The following is an 18310-nucleotide window of genomic DNA, read 5'->3' as shown; positions in this document are numbered from 1 at the left end:
AAATTAACTTTAACTAAATCAGGACTTTTTGAAAGAAGGACTTGTAATAAAATCGACAGGAAGCTGGTATCTCGTCAAATCAGATGACGAAAGGCCTGTGTCATGTAAAATTAAAGGCCGTTTTAGGTTGAACGACATTAAAAGTACCAATCCGGTTGCCGTGGGTGACAGGGTAATATTTTCTGTCGATGAAAAAAACGGTATTGGAATCATTGAAGAAATTTTGGAACGAAAAAACTATATAGTTCGAAGAGCTTCTAATCTTTCACGACAAACCCAAATCCTTGCTGCTAATATTGATCAGGCAATTCTAGTTGCTACAATTAACTATCCTGTAACTACGCCAGTCTTTATCGATCGGTTTCTTGCTACAACCGAAGCTTATGATATCCCTACTACCATTATCTTTAATAAAATAGATCGATACGACCATTATCATAAGGATCAATTAAAGGAAACCATTCAAATATATAATAATATAGGGTATAATGTTTTGGTTACTTCAGCCAAACACGATCAAAATATTGATTTGGTTAGAGAGTTATTGAAGAATAAGGTTTCTTTGTTGGCAGGACATTCTGGCGTCGGAAAAAGTACACTAATTAATAGAGTGGAACCCACACTTAATCTTAAAACTGCTAAAATATCTGATGCACATAATACAGGTCGACATACTACTACATTTACTGAGATGCATCCTCTCGGTATTGGTGGTTACATTATTGATACGCCTGGTATTCGGGGGTTTGGTTTGTTTAACATTAAAAAGGAAGAGTTGGCTCATTTTTTTAGAGAAATTTTTAAATTTTCGTCACAATGCCGATACCATAATTGTACCCATCTTCACGAGCCAGGGTGTGCAGTGAAAGATGCTGTCGAAAAAGGAAATATTGCTTTAAGCCGTTACAATAGTTATGTCAGAATATTTCTGAATCGAGACGAGAAATTTAGGTGATTTTCCACATCGGATAAGGTATTCTTTTTTGCATCTGTTAGGGGGCGGGATTTTTTTAATTTCTTTCTTATGGAATTGTACAGCAGAAAAAAGTGGTGGAAATTTTTTTTTATGGCCGGAGCTTTATTGATTGGTGCTGCTTCTTTGTTCTATACAAATCGTCTCACTGCCCAACTTAGAGATCAGGAAACAAGAAAAATGGAATTATGGGCCAAAGCCAATCGATTATTTACCCGTCCCGACTTAGATGATCAATCTTTGGAATTAATCTTTGAGATAATTCAAAATAATAATACCGTGCCTCTTATTATCGCCGATGAGAATGACACAATCTATTTTTTCCGAAACCTAAAACTGCCTGTTAAAAAGGAAGCAGAGTTTTTGCATCGCCAACTCCAAAAGATGAAAGATGGAAATCGGAATCCCATTACTATTGATTTAGGGGATGGAGAACGTCAGTACCTTTATTATGCCGATTCTGTGATGCTTATTAAATTAAGATGGTTTCCAATCGTCCAACTTTTGGTTGTGATGTTATTTGTTTTGCTGGCTTACTGGACTTTTAGTGTTGCTCGTCGATGGGAGCAGGATCAAGTATGGGTGGGTATGGCAAAAGAGACTGCCCATCAATTGGGGACACCTACTTCATCTTTGCTAGGTTGGCTCGAGGTGCTTTCATTGAAAAATACTGATGCTAATTTGGTAGATGAAATGCGTCATGATGTCCACCGGCTCCAAACTATTGCCGATCGTTTTTCAAAAATTGGTTCACCTCCTCACCTGGAACAGGTTAATCTAGCTAATATGTTAAATGATGTGATTGTTTATCTTTCTCATCGTATTTCCTCTCGGGTGCAATTTCGAATCGAAACTGAAAATCAAATTAAAGCTATGAACGTAGTTGTTAACCGGCCTCTTTTTGAATGGGTGATAGAAAATCTATGTAAAAATTCAGTAGATGCTATGCAGGGTGAAGGTGTTATTGTCTTTAATTGGGGTGTCTGGCATAAGAAAATTTTTATTGATATTTCTGATACAGGAAAAGGGATACCGAGAAAAATACATAACACCATTTTTAAACCTGGATATACCACTAAAAAGCGTGGGTGGGGACTTGGTCTTACTTTGGTTCGGAGAATTGTTGAAGAGTATCATAATGGGCGGATTTTTGTAAAAGAATCAGCTCCAGGGAAAGGAACTACTTTTCGAATTTTGTTGGATTCAAAAGAGACAGGAAAACTGCCGGTTTGAAGTATTTCTTGCCGATTGAGAAATAACTTTTTATAGAATTCTTTTTCTCACGCATTGAATATTTTATACCTTTGCGAAGTTTTTACGTATGGTAGTACAACGACAAAATAAACTCAGCGATTATGACATTCCCTTTAAGGGGCTGAAGGCTGGTAAGCATGTTTTTGAATACGAGCTGGAGGATGCTTTTTTTGAGTTGTTTGACCAACCACAGATTGAAGCAGGAAAATTATCTGCAATAGTTGTGCTCCAAAAAAGCTCTAATATGATGGAGCTTTTGTTTGAAATTAATGGTTGTGTTGAAGCGTTGTGTGATAGATGTTTGGGGAAAATGGACGTTCCGGTGAAGTATAATGGAACATTGTATATTAAATTTGGAGATACATTTGACGATTCTGGCGATGATATATTAGTGCTCCCTTATGAGGAACACTCGTTTAATATCGCCAGGCATATGTATGAGTTTATTGTAGTAAGTATGCCTGTAAGGCATGTTCACCCCGACAACGGTGGGTTGCCGGGATGTGATCCTGATATGTTGAAGCAACTTAACCAGTATGTTGTTGATGATATCTCGGACGAAAACAAAGAAGATAGTGGTTTGAAAGATATAGATCCTCGTTGGGACGAGTTAAAAAAATTGATAAATAAAAACAACAAATAAAAGGAGATAAAAATGGCACATCCAAAACGAAAAACATCAAAAACCAGAAGAGACAAAAGACGTACTCATTACAAAGCAACTGTTCCTGCCTTGGGCGTTTGCTCTAATTGCGGTGCTACTATCAGGTTGCACAGAGTTTGTCAAGAATGTGGACATTATAGAGGAAAACTGGCAATAGAAAAAGAGGTGACTGTTTAATTTTAGATTACATTTATGTTTTTCCCTTTGATACATTTTTTGTTGAAAAAATAATGTGTTAAAAATTAAAAAATACAGTCAGTTTTAATTTTTTCTTTTTTTTAGCCAATATAGGCACCGCCTTATTTTTTGTAACATAGCCCCTGTGTAAGGTCATTAGGGGCAATTTTTTTGGCTTGAATCATAAGGCCTTTTGTTTATGAGCCAGAGCTGACTTTTAGGTTCTTTCAATGATCTGCTTTGGCCACTAAATCCAGTCTGTAACAATGGCAAAATTGAATGCAGTAATTACCGCAGTAGGGGGATATGTCCCCGATTATGTTCTCACTAATGAGGAACTTAGCAAAATGGTCGATACGTCGGACGAATGGATTACTACCCGTGTGGGAATTCGTGAACGACGGATTTTGAAGGGTGAAGGGAAAGGCTCTTCCGACATGGGAGTCGAAGCTGTGAATCAGGTTTTACAAAAATCAGGGACCTCCCCCGATGAGGTTGATATGCTGATTTGTGCTACCGTGACCCCGGATCATGTTTTTCCTGCCACTGCCAATATTATTTCCGATAAATGTAACATTCGGAATGCACATAGCTTTGATTTAAATGCAGGATGTTCCGGCTTTTTGTATGCTCTTGATACTGCCGCTAAATTCGTTGAAACCGGTGCAAGAAAAAAGGTTATTGTGGTTGGAGCAGATAAAATGTCTTCAATTACCGATTATACCGATCGTACTACTTGTGTGTTGTTTGGCGATGGTGCCGGGGCCGTTTTGCTTGAACCCACTACCGAAGATCTTGGTGTTACCGACAGTATCCTGAAAAGTGATGGTTTTGGAAGAGTTTATTTGCACCAGAAAGCCGGTGGTTCGGTCAAACCTCCTACTCACGAAACCATTGATAACAGAGAACACTATATTTATCAGGAAGGGCGACATGTGTTTAAGCATGCTGTGTCTAAAATGGCTGATGTGGCTGTTGAGGTTATGGAGCGTAACAATATTACTGCCGAAACCCTTGACTGGCTGGTACCTCATCAGGCAAATATGCGGATTATAGAAGGTACTGCCCAACGTATGGGAATCGATAAAAGTAAGGTAATGATTAATATCCAGCGTTATGGCAATACTACTGCGGCGACTCTTCCCTTATGTTTATGGGAGTGGGAGAAAAAACTTAAAAAAGGCGATAATTTAATTTTGGCGACTTTCGGTGCCGGTTTTACATGGGGAGCTATTTACCTTAAGTGGGGATATGATGGCGATAAAGTATAATTGAATTTATTTGGTGGTGAGAATCTCATTAAGGTATTGATAATCTATATAATTGATAGAAATTAATTGACCCGGGGCCCTTGTGCCCCGGGTTTGTTTTATATATCAAGATTTATAATTTGATTCAGTGAATAATGATATGTTAGGAGTTACTAACTTTATGGGGAAAATGGAAAACTATGTTTGCATATCTCGGAATATTTCTATTTTTATTAGAAAATTGACGGATAAAATAGTATGATTGATGTAGACTTTAAAGGAATATAAAATGTGTGCAGGCAGATGAAGGTAGTGATTGGTGAAAAGTCCGTAGTCACTAATAGTTACACTATTTACTACGACTAAAATCTATTTCTAACTTTTATTAGACAAATGTTTAAAAAAATATATACTAATGCAATCAGAACTAATTCATGATAGTGATTTTGGTAGATACTTGGAAGATTTTAAGGAAGGTATGGTAATTCGGCATTGGCCGGGGAAAACTATCACCGAATCTGACAATAATCTTTTTTCGTTGCTCACAATGAATCACCATCCGGTACATTTGGATCAACATTATGCTTCGGAGGCCACACATGGTCAGGTTTTGGTCGTAGGAACCCTGGTGTTTTCTTTAGCTGTTGGTCTTACCGTCAGAGAAATTAGTGGAAGAGCTATTGCTAATCTTAACTATTCTGAAGTTTTACATCATTCTCCTGTTTTTATTGGGGATACGATCTATGCTGAATCACAAATATTATCTGTACGTTCTTCCCGTTCAAAGCCAGATAGGGGCGTGATTAAAGTTAAAACGACGGTAACCAATCAAAAAGGTGAGAAGGTTCTTTCTTTTTTAAGGGAAGTTTTGATTCCAAAAAAGAATTAAATAATGACGTATTCAAGATTTAACGGCGATTTTGTTGCTAGGACTTTGTTGTTCACTTCCGGACACAATGCTCATTATGTGGAAAAGGCCTTTGCTTCCGATGCCGATGTTATTGTTTTGGATTTGGAGGATGCTGTCCCAGTATCCCAAAAAGAGGAAGCCAGGGTTTCCATTACAAGGGTATTAAACTCTGATTTGATAGATCGTCGGCCGGTATTTGTTAGAATTAATCCGATGGAGACTGGAGATACCTTAAAGGATTTGGATACAGTGGCCGATCCTAGACTATATGGATTTGTATATCCCAAGACAAGTAATGCCAGGGATATGGAAGTTTTTGATGCTCAGTTGACCTTAAAAGAGAAAAATCTGGGTATTGAAAAGGGGCATTTTAAGATTATTGCTCTTCTCGAAACGCCTGAAGCCATATTAAATGCTTATAGTATAGCTACAGCTTCTAAGCGGGTTGTTGCCCTTTTGTTTGGTAGTGAAGATTTTTTAGCCGAGATAGAGGGAGAGCATGGTCCTGGTGGTCGATCTATTCTTATGCCGAGGCATATGATTAGTATGGCTGCCCGAGCAGCAGGGGTTGTCCCAATTGATACCCCTTATGTTAATATTGGCGACAGAGAAGGCTTAAAAAGACATATGGAAGAAGCTAAAGAACTGGGATTTGAAGGTATGCTGGTTATGTCGCCTAGTGAAATTGAGTTGGTAAAAAACTATTATACACCAGACCCGATAGAATTGAATAGAGCGAAAGAAATTATTGAGCTTGCTGAAGAAACCAATAAAGCCAACAGAGGAATCTCTGTAAAAAAGGGTATGTTTATTTCGCCACCAACCGTTTCAAAAGCCAGAAAATTACTGGCAAGGATGAAAAAAATTGAAGTATTTGAAGATTTTTTGAATGGAGCTTAGTTGAAAAATACCGTTGAGATTATTTATCTTATTTTCTTATTGTTTTAGGACGACAATTTTCTTCGATTTTTTTAAAAAAGCTTGCTTTCAAAAAAAATTTTATCAAGGCAATGATGTGGACAAAAAAAGATTTAGTTTCGGATTTGAAAAAGGGTGGTATCCCCAAGGGTGCCCTATTACATTTGAAAGTATCGATTAGAGCTATTGGTAAAATTGATGGGGGTGCCGAAACATTGTTAGAGGCATTGCTTGATACAGTTGGCCCTGAAGGTACTTTGGTTATCGATTCTTTTGTTACTTCTTATCCTTTACCTTTGAGCAAAAAGCATGCCCGGCAAATTAGCACCCCAAAGACCGCTTCCTATGCAGGGGCATTGGCTAATGTAATGATTAGGCATCCGCTTATGGTTAGAAGTAAGCATCCCATTCAACGCTTTACGGCTATTGGGAAACTGGCTCATGAACTCATGGATAACCACACCCCTGAAAGTGGTGGATATGATGTGCTCGAGCGGATGGCCCGTATGGGCGCACTTAATCTTTCGGTAGGACGCAATACAATTGGGGTAGGAACTACTCATGTGGCCATTGAAAAGCTGGGATTTACCAAGAAAAATCCACCCAAAGGAGTTAATTATTTGGATGAAGAGGGGAACATTAAATTATTTAAAGTGAACTGGAATGGAGGCTGTGCACGTGGCTTTCCCAAGTTTATCCCGTTGTATGAACAGGCCGGTTGTTTAAAGTGGATAAAAGTTGGTAATGCCGATGCCGCATTGACCGACATGGCAGGTACCCTTGCGGTTGAAATGAAAAAATTAAAGGAAGACCCTTCTTTTTTCTTTTGTGATGATCCCACTTGTAAAGATTGTCGTTTGCGTTGGGAACATTCTACCGGAAATTATTTTAAGGTTAAGTATTATTCTTTCCTGAAAATTGTTAGGGGTAATTTCTTAAATATGAAATAATACAGGATTTTTTATTTGGCTTTAAATGTTTTTTTTCTGTTATTCATTTAATTTTTCAGCCACTTCTTCAACTTTTTTTAAACCCTCCTCCAAGCGGGTTATGTTTTGCATAAATAACCGAGTGGTATTTTCTACTTCGTTTTTGTATTGAATTACAACGTCGAACGATTCGTCCAATCGGTTTATTATTTTGCCGATTTCAGAAGATTTGGTTTTTGTTTCTTCTGAAAGTTTAATAATTTCTGATGCCAAAACCCTAAATCCTGCTTCATGCATATTCTTTTGTCCATTGCGGGCAATGGTGGCTGCTTCTATGGAAGCATTCAAACCCATAATTTTTACCCGATCCGATACATCATTGATGAATGATATAATTTGTTTTGTCGCTTCTACCTCTTTACCCGATTTTTTTTGATTATGTAATAAATGATTAATTACATTGCTTACTTTTTGCTGGTGATGGGTTAGCTGATTCAATCGTTGGCGTAAAACGGATAATTCTTTTAACAAAACATCGGCTGCCCGTTTTCGCCGGTCTATGTCGGTATCTATGGTTGCAAGATGTATGACTTCCCCTTTATCGTTGAAAATGGGAGTTAACGTAGTACGCGTCCATATTTCTCTGCCATCTCTGGTAATGTTAGGTGCATCATAAAAGACCGGTTGTTTTAATATTTTACATTTATATAAACGCTCTTCTATTATGCTGCTAAAACTTGTTTGGCGAATGTTGCTCCCTCTGGTTTCAATAAATTCATCAAAGGTATAGCCATACATGCGGGTAAATCCTTCGTTTATCCACTCAATGTTTCCTTCAGGATCCATTATCATGATGGCATTTTCAGTTTGTGTGGCAACAATTGAAAGTAATTCCGTTTGTTTTTCCTTATCGTTAGTTTTTGAGTAGGACTCATCCCTATTATCGCCGGCAGTAGAGCGCCATTTGTCACATTCCCTTTGTAAAAGGGTGTGACTAATTTTTAGTTCTTTAAGTTGTTTTCTTTTTTTAATATACCCTGACAAAAATGGGGTTATGATGCATATAAATATTAAAAATTCAACCATGGGGTAATAAAATGAGTGGTTGCTTGTGCAAAAATATAAAAAATATTAAATCACCCCTCGGATTACTGGTGTGAAAAAATTAAACCTTTTAGCTTTTAAAAATAGGAATAAGAAATTGCTTTACGGAAAATAATTTAATTCTAATAAAACATACTTTTTGAGAACCACCTTTCGGTCATGGAAAAACCTATTTTAATGGTGTGGTATTGTTCCCTAACAAGGCTTGACTTGCTGGTTCCTTTGAGCGAATAGGCATAAGAAATGTGTAAAATGTTTCCATTTCTGCTTAAAGGAAGGGAAAGACCTGCTGTGATACCTTTTTCATCAATTTTCTGTTCTTTAACTTTTAGGTAGCCGTCTGAATAAAAGGCCCCTGCACGCCATTGAATCTGGTTAATGAATTTGGATTTGTTTTTCGGAAGTGAATAGGCTATACCGGTATTTACGGTATATGAGTCGGAGAAGGTACCTTTGAGGGTTGAATAATCGTTTAAAACCGACCACTTAGCGAAAGAATAATCGGCTGAAAATGTCCATCCTTTGTCTTTGGATATGGCAAAACCAGCACTGTACATGTTGGGAAGTATTACGTCGTCGGCTGACGCATCATTTTCGTAATACGATGTTGTCGATTCATCCTCAATGGTTTGATTAAATGTGGCGTAGATGTTGGTTTCGGGTTGCCATGATATTCCAGCAAAAAGTGCACCATGCTTTTGCTTGCTTTGATATTGCAGCCCGTATTTTAACAGAAGATTGTTGAAATACCATTTTCGGGTATTAATGATATTATTTTGGCCTAATGCTGAATAATCAGCTGTTTCTACAATATCAGTGGAGCCCCAGATAAATGAAGCATCTAATCCTACTGAAAAATTTTTGGTTAATCGGAAGCCATTGGATAGGGAAATACGCGAAAGTCCTCCACTACCTTCCAGTATTACGGGATATGTCAGAGAAGACCCTAGTATGTCGTTTTCTTGTTCGATGGTATATCCTACGCTTGAGAAAGGATACAAACCAAAGCTCATTCCCCAAAAGCGTGCTACTCTAAAACCAAATGAAAAAGCATCTATATTCGAATCAAAGTTGCTCTGAGCTTTTCCCGACATGGAATAATGGTTAATTATTCCTTTTGCCTGGATATTAAAATAAAAGGTTAAACTATCCAAAGCACTTAAAGATGCCGGGTTTTGATAGTTCAGATAACCATTCGAAGGCAACGCAACGCCGCTTCCACCCATACCACTGTTGATGGTATTGGTCGTGGATTCCAATACACCAAATCCATAGACAGAGTAAGGAGAAGAAGTGCTGTTTTGACTTTTAACAGTATAATGCCAGACCATTAGAAGAGATGATATGATTAGGAATATTTTTTTCATTTTTTGTTAAATCTCGATTTGTTACTCTATCGTTGAAACCTTTTTATCCCCCTCAACGAAGCTTTGGTATTGATGACTTATTTAATATTTTCAGCGGCATTGCTTTATGTTCAGTAATAACAGAGGTTATTGTGATTGATTTTATTTTTCTTCGACATCGTAGTAATAGTAAAAAACATTTAGTTGAGTGTAAGCGCCTTCACCATCATAACCATCGAAAATCATTTTATAACAACTACCCTGTAGATTATCTTCGGAAAAGGCAACTAGCATTCCTGTGCCCTCAGAGGTTATCTCTTCATCTACCAGTGCGTTGAGAAAGTAGGTTATATCAAAGGTATAATACCATTCTTTTTCGTAAAGAGTTGAGGTAGATACCAAGGTTCCCGAAACAGGGTAGTCACTGCTGTTGACGATATAACCCGCTACCTGATTAATTTTATCTGCTTCAAGAAGATAAATGGTTTCCGGCGGATCTTGGAAATCAAAAGTTGATGGGTCAACTCCTACTATCAGATTGGCTTTTACAATTCTGCCTATTTGTTGTAAAGCTTTCATTGAGGATAGTCCTGGGATGTCGATTCGGGTAAAATAACCTGTTCCGGCTTCTAAAATGGCCTTTTTGTCCAGATTCTCGGATTTAAGTTTTTCTTTGTATGAATCAAGTGTTTCTAATGCGGTATTAACCGGATAACTTTTGATGTGGTTGTATTGTAATGATGATTCATTTAGAGAAAAATCGAAGTAATTTTTAACTTTCTCCAGCTCTACCCGGTGAGTATAAAGTCTTAGGTAGATACTATCACTTCCGGCTTCAAAACCCAGAATGAGATTGTTGTTGACAGTGTCTGGAACTAAAGCCAATCCTTTAAACCAATCGATAAATTCGGAAGAGGTTAAATTAGTATCAGTCTGTAGGGTATCCAACAAGGTTTTTCCCAGATTATCATCCAACCTAATATAAATAGTTCTTTCCTTATAAGGTTCTGGGGTATACTGATAACTGGCAAGGGGTGTTGCAGAATATTTTAAGAAACTATTGTTACTTATTGTCCCCGAAGTATTGGTTTCTATTTCCTCTTCCACCCGGTGTACGTTTATGGTGAAAACTTGGGATGTATCTCCCAAATAGAAGCCCGAATGATTTAAGATTAAACAAATTGAGTCGAACTGCTCTTTTCCGTCAATGGAATAGGCTTCATTCATAATTTCAAAAAAGGATACAGCTTTGGTTGCGCTATAGTCATCTGTGTAGTAGCCGGTTAGCGCAATGCCGGTGGAAGAAGTTTCTACAGAATCCATTTTAATGGTAGAAAGCTGTAAACTAAATGTGTCAACAATGGCCGTATAGGTATCCGTTTTGACAAATTGGTCACCAATAGAAAGGTCCCCCTCCGAGCAGGATGGTATAAGGAGAGGGACCACGGTCAACAGAAGAAGTATAATTATTGGTCTGATATTTCCTATCTCTCTTTGCATAAAATAATTAATTATTTGAGCACGAATTTAGACCGGGCATTCAGAAAGCTGATTTTTTTTCAACAAAGCAGAGAGTCACTCCTATCAACTGGCTAATTTTTCCTATGAACCCAAAAATATATGGATAATAGAAAAAAAATGACCGATTGTAAGACAATAATGAGTGTTTGGTTGAAAAAATATCATCTTGGGTGCGCTGTACGCTTTATTTGCTTCCTTGAGTTACACAAAAAGTAAAATATGGAAACAAAAAAAGTAAGAATGAAAAAATCCTTCTTGTATTGGTTGACACTTTTGGCTGTTGTGGCAATTATAAATGGATGTGATAGTGACGATGATGATGAACTATGGGGTAACTGGGTTGAACTTGGTGCCTTTGAGGGGCTGCCCCGTACCGATGCCGTAGTTTTTGTTATCGGTGATTATGCCTATGTAGGAACCGGATATAATGGTGAAGAAGATGAACGCTACCGTGATTTCTGGAGATATGATCCACAATATGACACTTGGGAGGAAGTGGCACCCCTGCCTGATGAGGCTCCCGCTCGTAATGGTGCCGTAGCTTTTGCTGCTGCCGGGAAAGGATATGTAGGTACCGGTTTTGATGATGATGAGAATAAGCTAAATGACTTTTGGGAATTTGATCCCAATGACGGGGCGAAGGGTAGTTGGACGCGTATTGCTGATTTCCCCGGTTCGGGACGTTATGGTGCCGTTGCCTTCGCAATTAACGATAAAGGGTACGTAGGGACCGGTTATGACGGTAACAGACTGAAAGATTTTTACGAATATGATCCTTCAACCGGACAATGGACTCAGAAGAAAAGTGTCAAAGGTTCTAAACGACGCGATGCCGTAGCTTTTGTTATTAATGGGGAAGGATACATATTTACGGGTGTAGACAACAGTGATTATGTTACAGATGCATGGAAATATAATCCTGAAACCGATGTCTGGACCGAATTAAGAAAGATAACCAGTGGAACCAACGACGATGAAAGTTATGATGATGATTATAGCATTGTAGGATCTAATGGTGTTGCATTCACACTAAATGGTTATGCATATATTACTACCGGAGGTCCAGGATATGCCGGAAATAGAACTTGGGAATATGACCCGGAGACCGATTTTTGGGAAGAGAAGTCTAATTTCGAAGGTTCTTCCCGGACGGATGCGGTGGCATTTACGATTAATAACCAGGCTTTCGTGGCCACCGGTAATAGTTCTGGCTACTATTTTGATGATGTGTGGACCTTTTATCCTGACGAAGAACAGGACGATAATGATTAACCTTAAAGCCTGATCACTTGTTAGGTGATCAGGTATTCCTTTTTTAAAATAAATATTGGAATAATGTTTTTTAGTGCATAAGTCTATTAGAACTTGCATGGCCTTATTATTTTTTACATTTTCTTGTGGTGGATAATGTTGCCTTGCTCATTTCATCCGCATAAAATATTTTCTATGTTATTTGCCGGATGGAAGAATCATCTTTTAGTTTTTAATATTTTTGATTGATAAAAAGAATTCTTAATCCTGTTAGTTTCTTTTTGTCAGAAAAAAACTAAAGACTTAAAAACCAATACACTCACCCTTCCTGTTTGTTTATTTTATTGATGTCTTGGTGTGACTAAAATATTTATGATAGTTTCAACTGAGAATAGAGGTTGGAGAATTTTGAGAATATATGAATAATTTCACAGGATAAGTTTTTATTTTTGAAGAATGACAAATAGCTGTTTGAGAAATATTTTAGCGATAATTGTTCGAGAATGGAAACGACTTGGCAGGTGGCATATTCTTCTGTGGGTGGGGTATTCAATAGTCTTTTTTTATGGTCCTGCAATATTTTTTGATACCCGTACAGCTATTATTTTAACCATTCGAACGCTAGGAATCAATGCATTTATATTTTATATCAATATTCTTATTTTGCTGCCTCTTTTAATGGGACGCAATAAAATTAAGGGGTATATTTTCTCGTTAATACTTTTGCTAAGTTTTGTTTCCTTTATATATCACGTAACTGATCCAATAAAACCAGAAACCTGGGAACAGTTAAGAGTTCGAAAGGTGTGGGTCCCTAATGAAGTGCCGCCTCCACCAAGTGGCAGAGAAGTTCAAATTGATACTCTTTCCCTCAACAGGCGAACCTTTGGGTTGAGAAATCCTACCAATAGTCCTCGTCCGAGAGGGGAAATTTTTCCTCGTCGTATGATTTTCGGTTTACTTCCATTTGTGGGAATGTTGTTTCTTAGTACTTTGTTTTGGGTTTTTTTGGAGTCAAAGCGAAAGGAAAAGGAACAACTCTCTTTAACCAACCAGAATCTGGAGACAGAAATGAAATTTCTTAAATCCCAGATGAATCCGCATTTTTTATTTAATGCCCTGAACAATATTTACTCCCTTTCTCAGCAGGGTAATCCCAAAACTTCCCAGTTGATTTTAAAACTCTCTTCAATGTTGAGGTATATTTTGTATGAAACGGATGACAAAAAAATTCCCATCGGAAGAGAAGTCGACTATATCCTCGATTTTATTGAATTTCAAAAAATTAAATTAGAAGAACAACCCAATATTGAAATAGATTTTCAACAAATTGATCGGGATCGACGAATCGAACCTATGCTTATTTTCCCTTTTGTCGAGAATGCTTTTAAACATGGAAATATCGATGATACAAAGAATGGACGTATTGTTATGTCATTGAAAGATACAGGTGGACATCTTTCTTTTTATATTTTAAACAGTAAGCCCAGGGGGCATGTTTCCAAAGATCGGTTGAAAGGTATTGGGATTGAAAATGTAAAAAAACGACTTTCTGTTTTATATAAAGAATGCCATAAACTGGTTATTGAAGACAATGAGGATGTTTTTGAAGTTAAACTGGAAATTGATGCCTGATGACTATTCGATGTGTTATAATTGATGATGAATTTCCTGCCCGGTCGCTTTTGAAGGATTATATTACAAAATTTCCGCATCTGGAGTTGGTCGGGGCCTTTAAGTCGCCCCTCGAAGCATTGCCCGCTTTGCAGAGTGGCTCTGTTGATCTGGCTTTTCTCGATATTCAAATGCCGGAGATTTCGGGAATGGATTTTCTTAAATCATTTCATCTGAAAAATATATTAGTTGTTATCACATCTGCTTATCCTGAGTATGCTCTCGAAGGTTATGAATTGGATGTAATCGATTATTTACTAAAACCGTTTTCTTTTGAACGTTTTGTACAATCGGTACAAAAGGCGGGAGAACGGTTGCAAGCACGAACCACCGATAATAACCTATTGGTGCAAAATTTCCAACACGAACAGGAATATATTATTGTTAAGGCCAACCATAAATCTTATCGGGTCAAAGTTTCTGATATTTTGTTTATCGAAAGTTTGCGGGAGTATGTGGCATATCATTGTATCGACCAAAAACTGGTTTCTCTCGATTCGTTGAAAAAACTTATTGAGACTCTGCCTTCCGAAGTTTTTATGCGTGTTCATAAATCATATATCGTTAATCGTTTGCAGGTAAAGGCACTGTATGGCAATCAATTGCAGATGCATCATACATCAAAGGTGGTACCTATAGGTCAGTCTTATCGTGATGAGGTTCGAAAAAGCCTCTTCAATCTATAACCTTGATTACAACTTTCTTCTTTTTATGGGGCGTGACGTTTCTTTATGAAATGTTATCCTTCTCGACTTATGTAATATGTTAAAAATAATGGTTGATTAAATATTTTGGTTTGGGTTCTTTTTTTAACCCCAAGGTGTTGAGGGCATATAATCCTTTTATTTAGAAACTGAACTTATTGGCTCAAAAAGTTATGGGTAATAACCATTTGTAAAATACCAATGGTGCCAGGCTTTAATCCTTAGTGGTTGTAATTATTTAAGGACAAAGATGTTAATCTTTAATAAATTAAGAAGAATGGGCAGAATTATTTGCCACGGATAAAGGACCCTAATTGATCTGCATTGAAAGAATAATATTTACTCATTTCCCCTCTATTCTGTTAAGAGACTGTACTCAAAATTAATATGACTACCAAAAAGCAATAGTTCCATTTTTTGTCATGGTAGAAAGTAGAAGTAAAAGCTTTGAATGTAGAAGAAATAAAACCTTTGGATGAAAAAAATTTCTACCCGTAGGTGGATTCTTTAGGTTTGTTTTGTGACGAGTGTGCTAATAGGTTTAATATGAAGATGTTTTTGTGGTGCATTCGTGGTAAAATCGATGAAATAAGTATGACAATAAATGGTGTCACAATAGAACCTTAATAAAAAAATTTGTCATGCGAGTTCCATCTGACCAATAAATTAAATGAATTTTTTACTGACAATGATTGTGGTAGTTTTTTTATAAATGTATCATGCGAATTTAAAAGCTATGAGAAAGGTTTTATTGTTAATTTTGATATTTGTCTCGCTTGGCGCTGTCGGTCAGGATGGTGGATACACTATAGGGATTCAGGTAATAGACTCAATAAGCGGAAAAGGATTGTCTCAAGCGAATGTTATTATCCAAGATCGCGAGGATGCAAGCCGACAATATTTTGGAGTAACCAATGAATCAGGATTTTTTAAGATTCAACTGCCCAAAGCAGGGAATTATTATTATCGTATTTCATTTATTGGCTATAGAACCAAGGGAGGTGTTATCGCCGTAAAAGGAGGTTATCAAAAGGCAACCGTTGGTTTGCAGCCCGAAGCATATAACCTAAAAGAAGTGACAGTTAAGGATTGGGCACCACCGGTAAAAGTGGTTGGGGACACCACGGAATTTCGTGCCGAATCTTTTAAAACCCATCAAGATGCCAGTGTGGAAGACCTGGTGACCAAAATGCCGGGAATTGTTGTGGAAGACGGTACAGTAAAGGCACACGGTGAAGAAATAAAAAAAGTGCTTGTAGATGGTTATGAATTTTTTGGAAGCGATCCGTCCATTGCTCTTAAAAATTTGCCTGCAGAAATTATTGAAAGGGTGCAAGTGTTTGATAAGATGAGTGATCAGGCCCAATTTTCCGGGTTTGACGATGGCAATAGTCAAAAAACCATGAATATTATTACCAAGCCATCTCGTCGTAACGGTAAGTTTGGAAAGTTGTTTGCCGGTTACGGTACCGACCATTATTACCAAGCAGGAGGGATGTATAACAAATTTAATGGTGACAATCGGATTTCCATCATTACCTCATTTAATAATGTAAACCGGCAGAATTTTACTCGTGAAGACATGCTGGGGGCTATGTCCGGAATGGGGGGAGGCCGTCGTGGCGGAGGTGGCGGTGGTGGAGCCCTGAGAGGCCCGCTGGACCAGTCAATCCAAATGGCCTCGAATGGCGGAATCAACAGTACCAATTCATTTGGTATTAACTACCAAAATAAGTTTGGTGAAAAGCTGACAGTGAGTGCCAGCTACTTCTTTAACTATATTGATAATGAAAATGAATCTGAAACATGGAGAGATTTTCTCTATGGAACCGATTCGTTAAAGTTTTATTCTGAAAAAAGTGAATCCGGATTCTACAATTTTAATAATCGGCTTAATGCCCGTATTATTTACGATATCGATGAAAATAACTCTATCATATTACTGCCTCAGGCTAGCTTTCAGAATAATGAGAGTTTTAGTTTCAGTTATAGTGAAACTTTTGATGGAGATGATTTGCTAAATGCTACGGAGACAGATTTGGACAAGGAGAATGACGGATATAATTTGGGAAATACATTAATTTATAGGCATAAGTTTGGACTAAAAGGACGTACCATTTCTTTAATGGTTAATAATTCCTATAATAAAAAAGAAGGAGAGGAAGAGCAACAGACGATTGAGGAAACGTTCGGTGAATCAGATATTTTAACCGATTATGACCTGGATAAGCTTATTGAGAATACCACCAGCAGTATCCGTAGCCGGTTAGTTTATACCGAACCTGTGGGTCAATACAGCCAGGTGATGCTTACCCTAGGTGGTTCATTCTCCGATTCGGAAAATGAGAAGTGGGTTTTTTCCAATGAGCTGTATCAATATACTTTGGATCCCACTCTGTCTAATGTATTTTCCAGCACGTTCGAAACCTATTTTTCGGAAGCTGGATATCGATTTAATAAAGGTGCTTTTAATATTACTCTATCATTGTCGGCAGAAAAATCGAAACTTAAGGCAAATCGTGAATATCCGGAATCCTATGACCTGAAAAAAAGTTTTACCAGTTTTAGACCGCGTATTTGGCTTAATTGGAAACCAGGTGAGGGTAAAAATCTTATGGCCATGTATAATGCTTCGACCCAGGAGCCAAGTGCCAATCAGTTGCAGGATGTGGTTGATAATAGCGAACCATTGTTCCTTACCACCGGAAACCCCAACCTTTCACAGCAAACGATCCATCGTGCCATGGCTCGGTATACCGACGTCAATGCTGAAACCGGCAGAAATGTTGCTTTTATTCTATTCCTGGAAATTGGTTCCGATTATATTGTTAATCATACCTATACCAATAATGAATCGGTACCGAAGGGTTATACCGTACCTGATGGTGGTCAGCTGACCATTCCTGAAAACATGGATGGCTATTGGGATTTAAAAGGCGTGATTAATTTTGGAACACCGGTAACTTGGTTGGGTAGCAACCTGTCTCTTAATACTGATTTGGGCTATAATAGAACGCCAGGCATGGTCAATGATCAGGTTACTAAAAAAGAAACATGGTCATTTAATCAGGGTGTTCAGCTTTCCAGTAACATTAGTGAGGATTTGGATTTTTCCCTTTTTTGGAATGGTGGATGGGATGAGGTCCATTCGACGTTAGATACTCAAGAAGAAAGTTATTATACCCAGACTTCTGGTTGTAAAGTAAACTGGATTTTTGGTGATGACTGGGTTTTTAATTCCACGTTGAACCATCTTTGGTATGTGGGGTTGTCGGAATCTATTGATCCCAATTATACGTTGCTGAATGCATCTTTAGGGAAAAAAATTTTTAAGGATAGATCGGGGGAGATAAAACTTGGGGTTTATGACATTCTAAAAGAAAACCAAAGTATATCGCGTACTGTTACCGAAACTTATGAAGAACAGAGTCGTTCTTTGGTAGTGCAACGTTATGCTATGGTTACCTTTACCTGGACTTTTCGCGATTTCTTCGGTCAACGTATGGAGCGACCGGAACGTCCCGGACTTATGGAGGGACCCCCTGGCGACAGGCCTTTCCCCATGGGACGATTCTAAAGCTTTACAAAAAAAGGGCTATCCTAATTTGATAGGAAGCCCTTTTTCTTGTCATACA

At 37.7% G+C, this 18310-nt stretch carries 15 protein-coding genes; 12 read left to right on the top strand and 3 right to left on the bottom strand.

Features of this window, described 5'->3' with window-relative positions:
• Nucleotides 1-28: 28 nt before the first annotated feature.
• The 8 genes from rsgA to BM130_RS12310 all read left to right on the top strand — a co-directional run bounded on the left by rsgA (nt 29) and on the right by BM130_RS12310 (nt 7096).
• Nucleotides 29-955, top strand: a complete 927-nt coding sequence (rsgA, locus tag BM130_RS12345; RefSeq protein ID WP_010528897.1) for a ribosome small subunit-dependent GTPase A — start codon at nt 29-31, stop codon at nt 953-955.
• A 69-nt stretch (nt 956-1024) separates the two neighbouring features.
• Nucleotides 1025-2206 carry an ATP-binding protein gene (locus BM130_RS12340; protein ID WP_029626752.1) on the top strand — a complete coding sequence of 394 codons (1182 nt, stop codon included), beginning with the start codon at nt 1025-1027 and terminating at the stop codon, nt 2204-2206.
• 88 nt (nt 2207-2294) lie between these two features.
• A complete protein-coding gene (locus BM130_RS12335; protein WP_010528899.1) occupies nt 2295-2870 on the top strand; it encodes a YceD family protein in 576 nt (191 codons plus the stop codon).
• A 12-nt stretch (nt 2871-2882) separates the two neighbouring features.
• Nucleotides 2883-3068, top strand: coding sequence for a 50S ribosomal protein L32 (gene rpmF / locus BM130_RS12330; RefSeq protein ID WP_010528900.1), 186 nt, complete (start codon nt 2883-2885; stop codon nt 3066-3068).
• A gap of 266 nt (nt 3069-3334) precedes the next feature.
• Entirely contained in the window at nt 3335-4339 is a 1005-nt protein-coding gene (locus BM130_RS12325) for a beta-ketoacyl-ACP synthase III (RefSeq protein ID WP_010528901.1), read from the top strand.
• Nucleotides 4340-4733: 394 nt separating this feature from the next.
• Nucleotides 4734-5207 carry a MaoC family dehydratase gene (locus tag BM130_RS12320; protein WP_010528902.1) on the top strand — a complete coding sequence of 158 codons (474 nt, stop codon included), beginning with the start codon at nt 4734-4736 and terminating at the stop codon, nt 5205-5207.
• A 3-nt stretch (nt 5208-5210) separates the two neighbouring features.
• Nucleotides 5211-6128 carry an HpcH/HpaI aldolase/citrate lyase family protein gene (locus BM130_RS12315; RefSeq protein WP_010528903.1) on the top strand — a complete coding sequence of 306 codons (918 nt, stop codon included), beginning with the start codon at nt 5211-5213 and terminating at the stop codon, nt 6126-6128.
• Nucleotides 6129-6238: 110 nt separating this feature from the next.
• Complete coding sequence (locus BM130_RS12310; protein ID WP_138956955.1) at nt 6239-7096, top strand: AAC(3) family N-acetyltransferase; 858 nt, start codon at nt 6239-6241, stop codon at nt 7094-7096.
• Between the two features lie 39 nt (nt 7097-7135).
• Here BM130_RS12310 and BM130_RS12305 read toward each other — a convergent pair whose 3' ends face one another.
• The 3 genes from BM130_RS12305 to BM130_RS12295 form a co-directional block, all read right to left on the bottom strand.
• A complete protein-coding gene (locus BM130_RS12305) occupies nt 7136-8161 on the bottom strand; it encodes a methyl-accepting chemotaxis protein (RefSeq protein WP_010528905.1) in 1026 nt (341 codons plus the stop codon).
• 140 nt (nt 8162-8301) lie between these two features.
• A complete protein-coding gene (gene bamG, locus BM130_RS15710; protein WP_237706182.1) occupies nt 8302-9546 on the bottom strand; it encodes a BamG family beta-barrel-assembly machinery protein in 1245 nt (414 codons plus the stop codon).
• 141 nt (nt 9547-9687) lie between these two features.
• The gene (locus BM130_RS12295; RefSeq protein ID WP_010528907.1) at nt 9688-11025 is read right to left on the bottom strand and encodes a DUF4270 family protein; all 1338 of its coding nucleotides are present in this window, start codon (nt 11023-11025) and stop codon (nt 9688-9690) included.
• Between the two features lie 261 nt (nt 11026-11286).
• Here BM130_RS12295 and BM130_RS12290 point away from each other — a divergent pair, with 261 nt between their 5' ends.
• The 4 genes from BM130_RS12290 (at nt 11287) to BM130_RS12275 (ending at nt 18252) form a co-directional block, all read left to right on the top strand.
• Nucleotides 11287-12318 (top strand): Kelch repeat-containing protein, encoded by a 1032-nt coding sequence (locus BM130_RS12290; protein WP_044138865.1) that lies wholly within the window; start codon nt 11287-11289, stop codon nt 12316-12318.
• Nucleotides 12319-12753: 435 nt separating this feature from the next.
• Nucleotides 12754-13932, top strand: a complete 1179-nt coding sequence (locus tag BM130_RS12285) for a sensor histidine kinase (RefSeq protein ID WP_010528909.1) — start codon at nt 12754-12756, stop codon at nt 13930-13932.
• Complete coding sequence (locus BM130_RS12280; protein WP_010528910.1) at nt 13932-14657, top strand: LytR/AlgR family response regulator transcription factor; 726 nt, start codon at nt 13932-13934, stop codon at nt 14655-14657. Before BM130_RS12285 ends, BM130_RS12280 begins: the two co-directional genes overlap by 1 nt.
• 754 nt (nt 14658-15411) lie before the next feature.
• Nucleotides 15412-18252 carry an outer membrane beta-barrel protein gene (locus BM130_RS12275; RefSeq protein WP_010528911.1) on the top strand — a complete coding sequence of 947 codons (2841 nt, stop codon included), beginning with the start codon at nt 15412-15414 and terminating at the stop codon, nt 18250-18252.
• The last annotated feature ends 58 nt before the right edge of the window (nt 18253-18310 follow it).

Origin of the sequence: Thermophagus xiamenensis (assembly GCF_900112795.1) — a bacterium.
Classification (GTDB): domain Bacteria; phylum Bacteroidota; class Bacteroidia; order Bacteroidales; family Marinilabiliaceae; genus Thermophagus; species Thermophagus xiamenensis.
The sequence above is the reverse complement of the archived record's forward strand: the minus strand, read 5'-3'. Positions and strand labels throughout refer to the sequence as shown.

What these genes read in the sequence shown, in the direction of transcription:
- BM130_RS12340 (WP_029626752.1), top strand. Translation starts at nt 1,025, where the DNA reads ATGGAATTGTACAGCAGAAAAAAGTGGTGGAAATTTTTTTTTATGGCC.
- BM130_RS12335 (WP_010528899.1), top strand. Translation starts at nt 2,295, where the DNA reads ATGGTAGTACAACGACAAAATAAACTCAGCGATTATGACATTCCCTTT.
- rpmF (WP_010528900.1), top strand. Translation starts at nt 2,883, where the DNA reads ATGGCACATCCAAAACGAAAAACATCAAAAACCAGAAGAGACAAAAGA.
- BM130_RS12325 (WP_010528901.1), top strand. Translation starts at nt 3,335, where the DNA reads ATGGCAAAATTGAATGCAGTAATTACCGCAGTAGGGGGATATGTCCCC.
- BM130_RS12320 (WP_010528902.1), top strand. Translation starts at nt 4,734, where the DNA reads ATGCAATCAGAACTAATTCATGATAGTGATTTTGGTAGATACTTGGAA.
- BM130_RS12315 (WP_010528903.1), top strand. Translation starts at nt 5,211, where the DNA reads ATGACGTATTCAAGATTTAACGGCGATTTTGTTGCTAGGACTTTGTTG.
- BM130_RS12310 (WP_138956955.1), top strand. Translation starts at nt 6,239, where the DNA reads ATGATGTGGACAAAAAAAGATTTAGTTTCGGATTTGAAAAAGGGTGGT.
- BM130_RS12305 (WP_010528905.1), bottom strand. Translation starts at nt 8,161, where the DNA reads ATGGTTGAATTTTTAATATTTATATGCATCATAACCCCATTTTTGTCA.
- bamG (WP_237706182.1), bottom strand. Translation starts at nt 9,546, where the DNA reads ATGAAAAAAATATTCCTAATCATATCATCTCTTCTAATGGTCTGGCAT.
- BM130_RS12295 (WP_010528907.1), bottom strand. Translation starts at nt 11,025, where the DNA reads ATGCAAAGAGAGATAGGAAATATCAGACCAATAATTATACTTCTTCTG.
- BM130_RS12290 (WP_044138865.1), top strand. Translation starts at nt 11,287, where the DNA reads ATGAAAAAATCCTTCTTGTATTGGTTGACACTTTTGGCTGTTGTGGCA.
- BM130_RS12285 (WP_010528909.1), top strand. Translation starts at nt 12,754, where the DNA reads ATGACAAATAGCTGTTTGAGAAATATTTTAGCGATAATTGTTCGAGAA.
- BM130_RS12280 (WP_010528910.1), top strand. Translation starts at nt 13,932, where the DNA reads ATGACTATTCGATGTGTTATAATTGATGATGAATTTCCTGCCCGGTCG.
- BM130_RS12275 (WP_010528911.1), top strand. Translation starts at nt 15,412, where the DNA reads ATGAGAAAGGTTTTATTGTTAATTTTGATATTTGTCTCGCTTGGCGCT.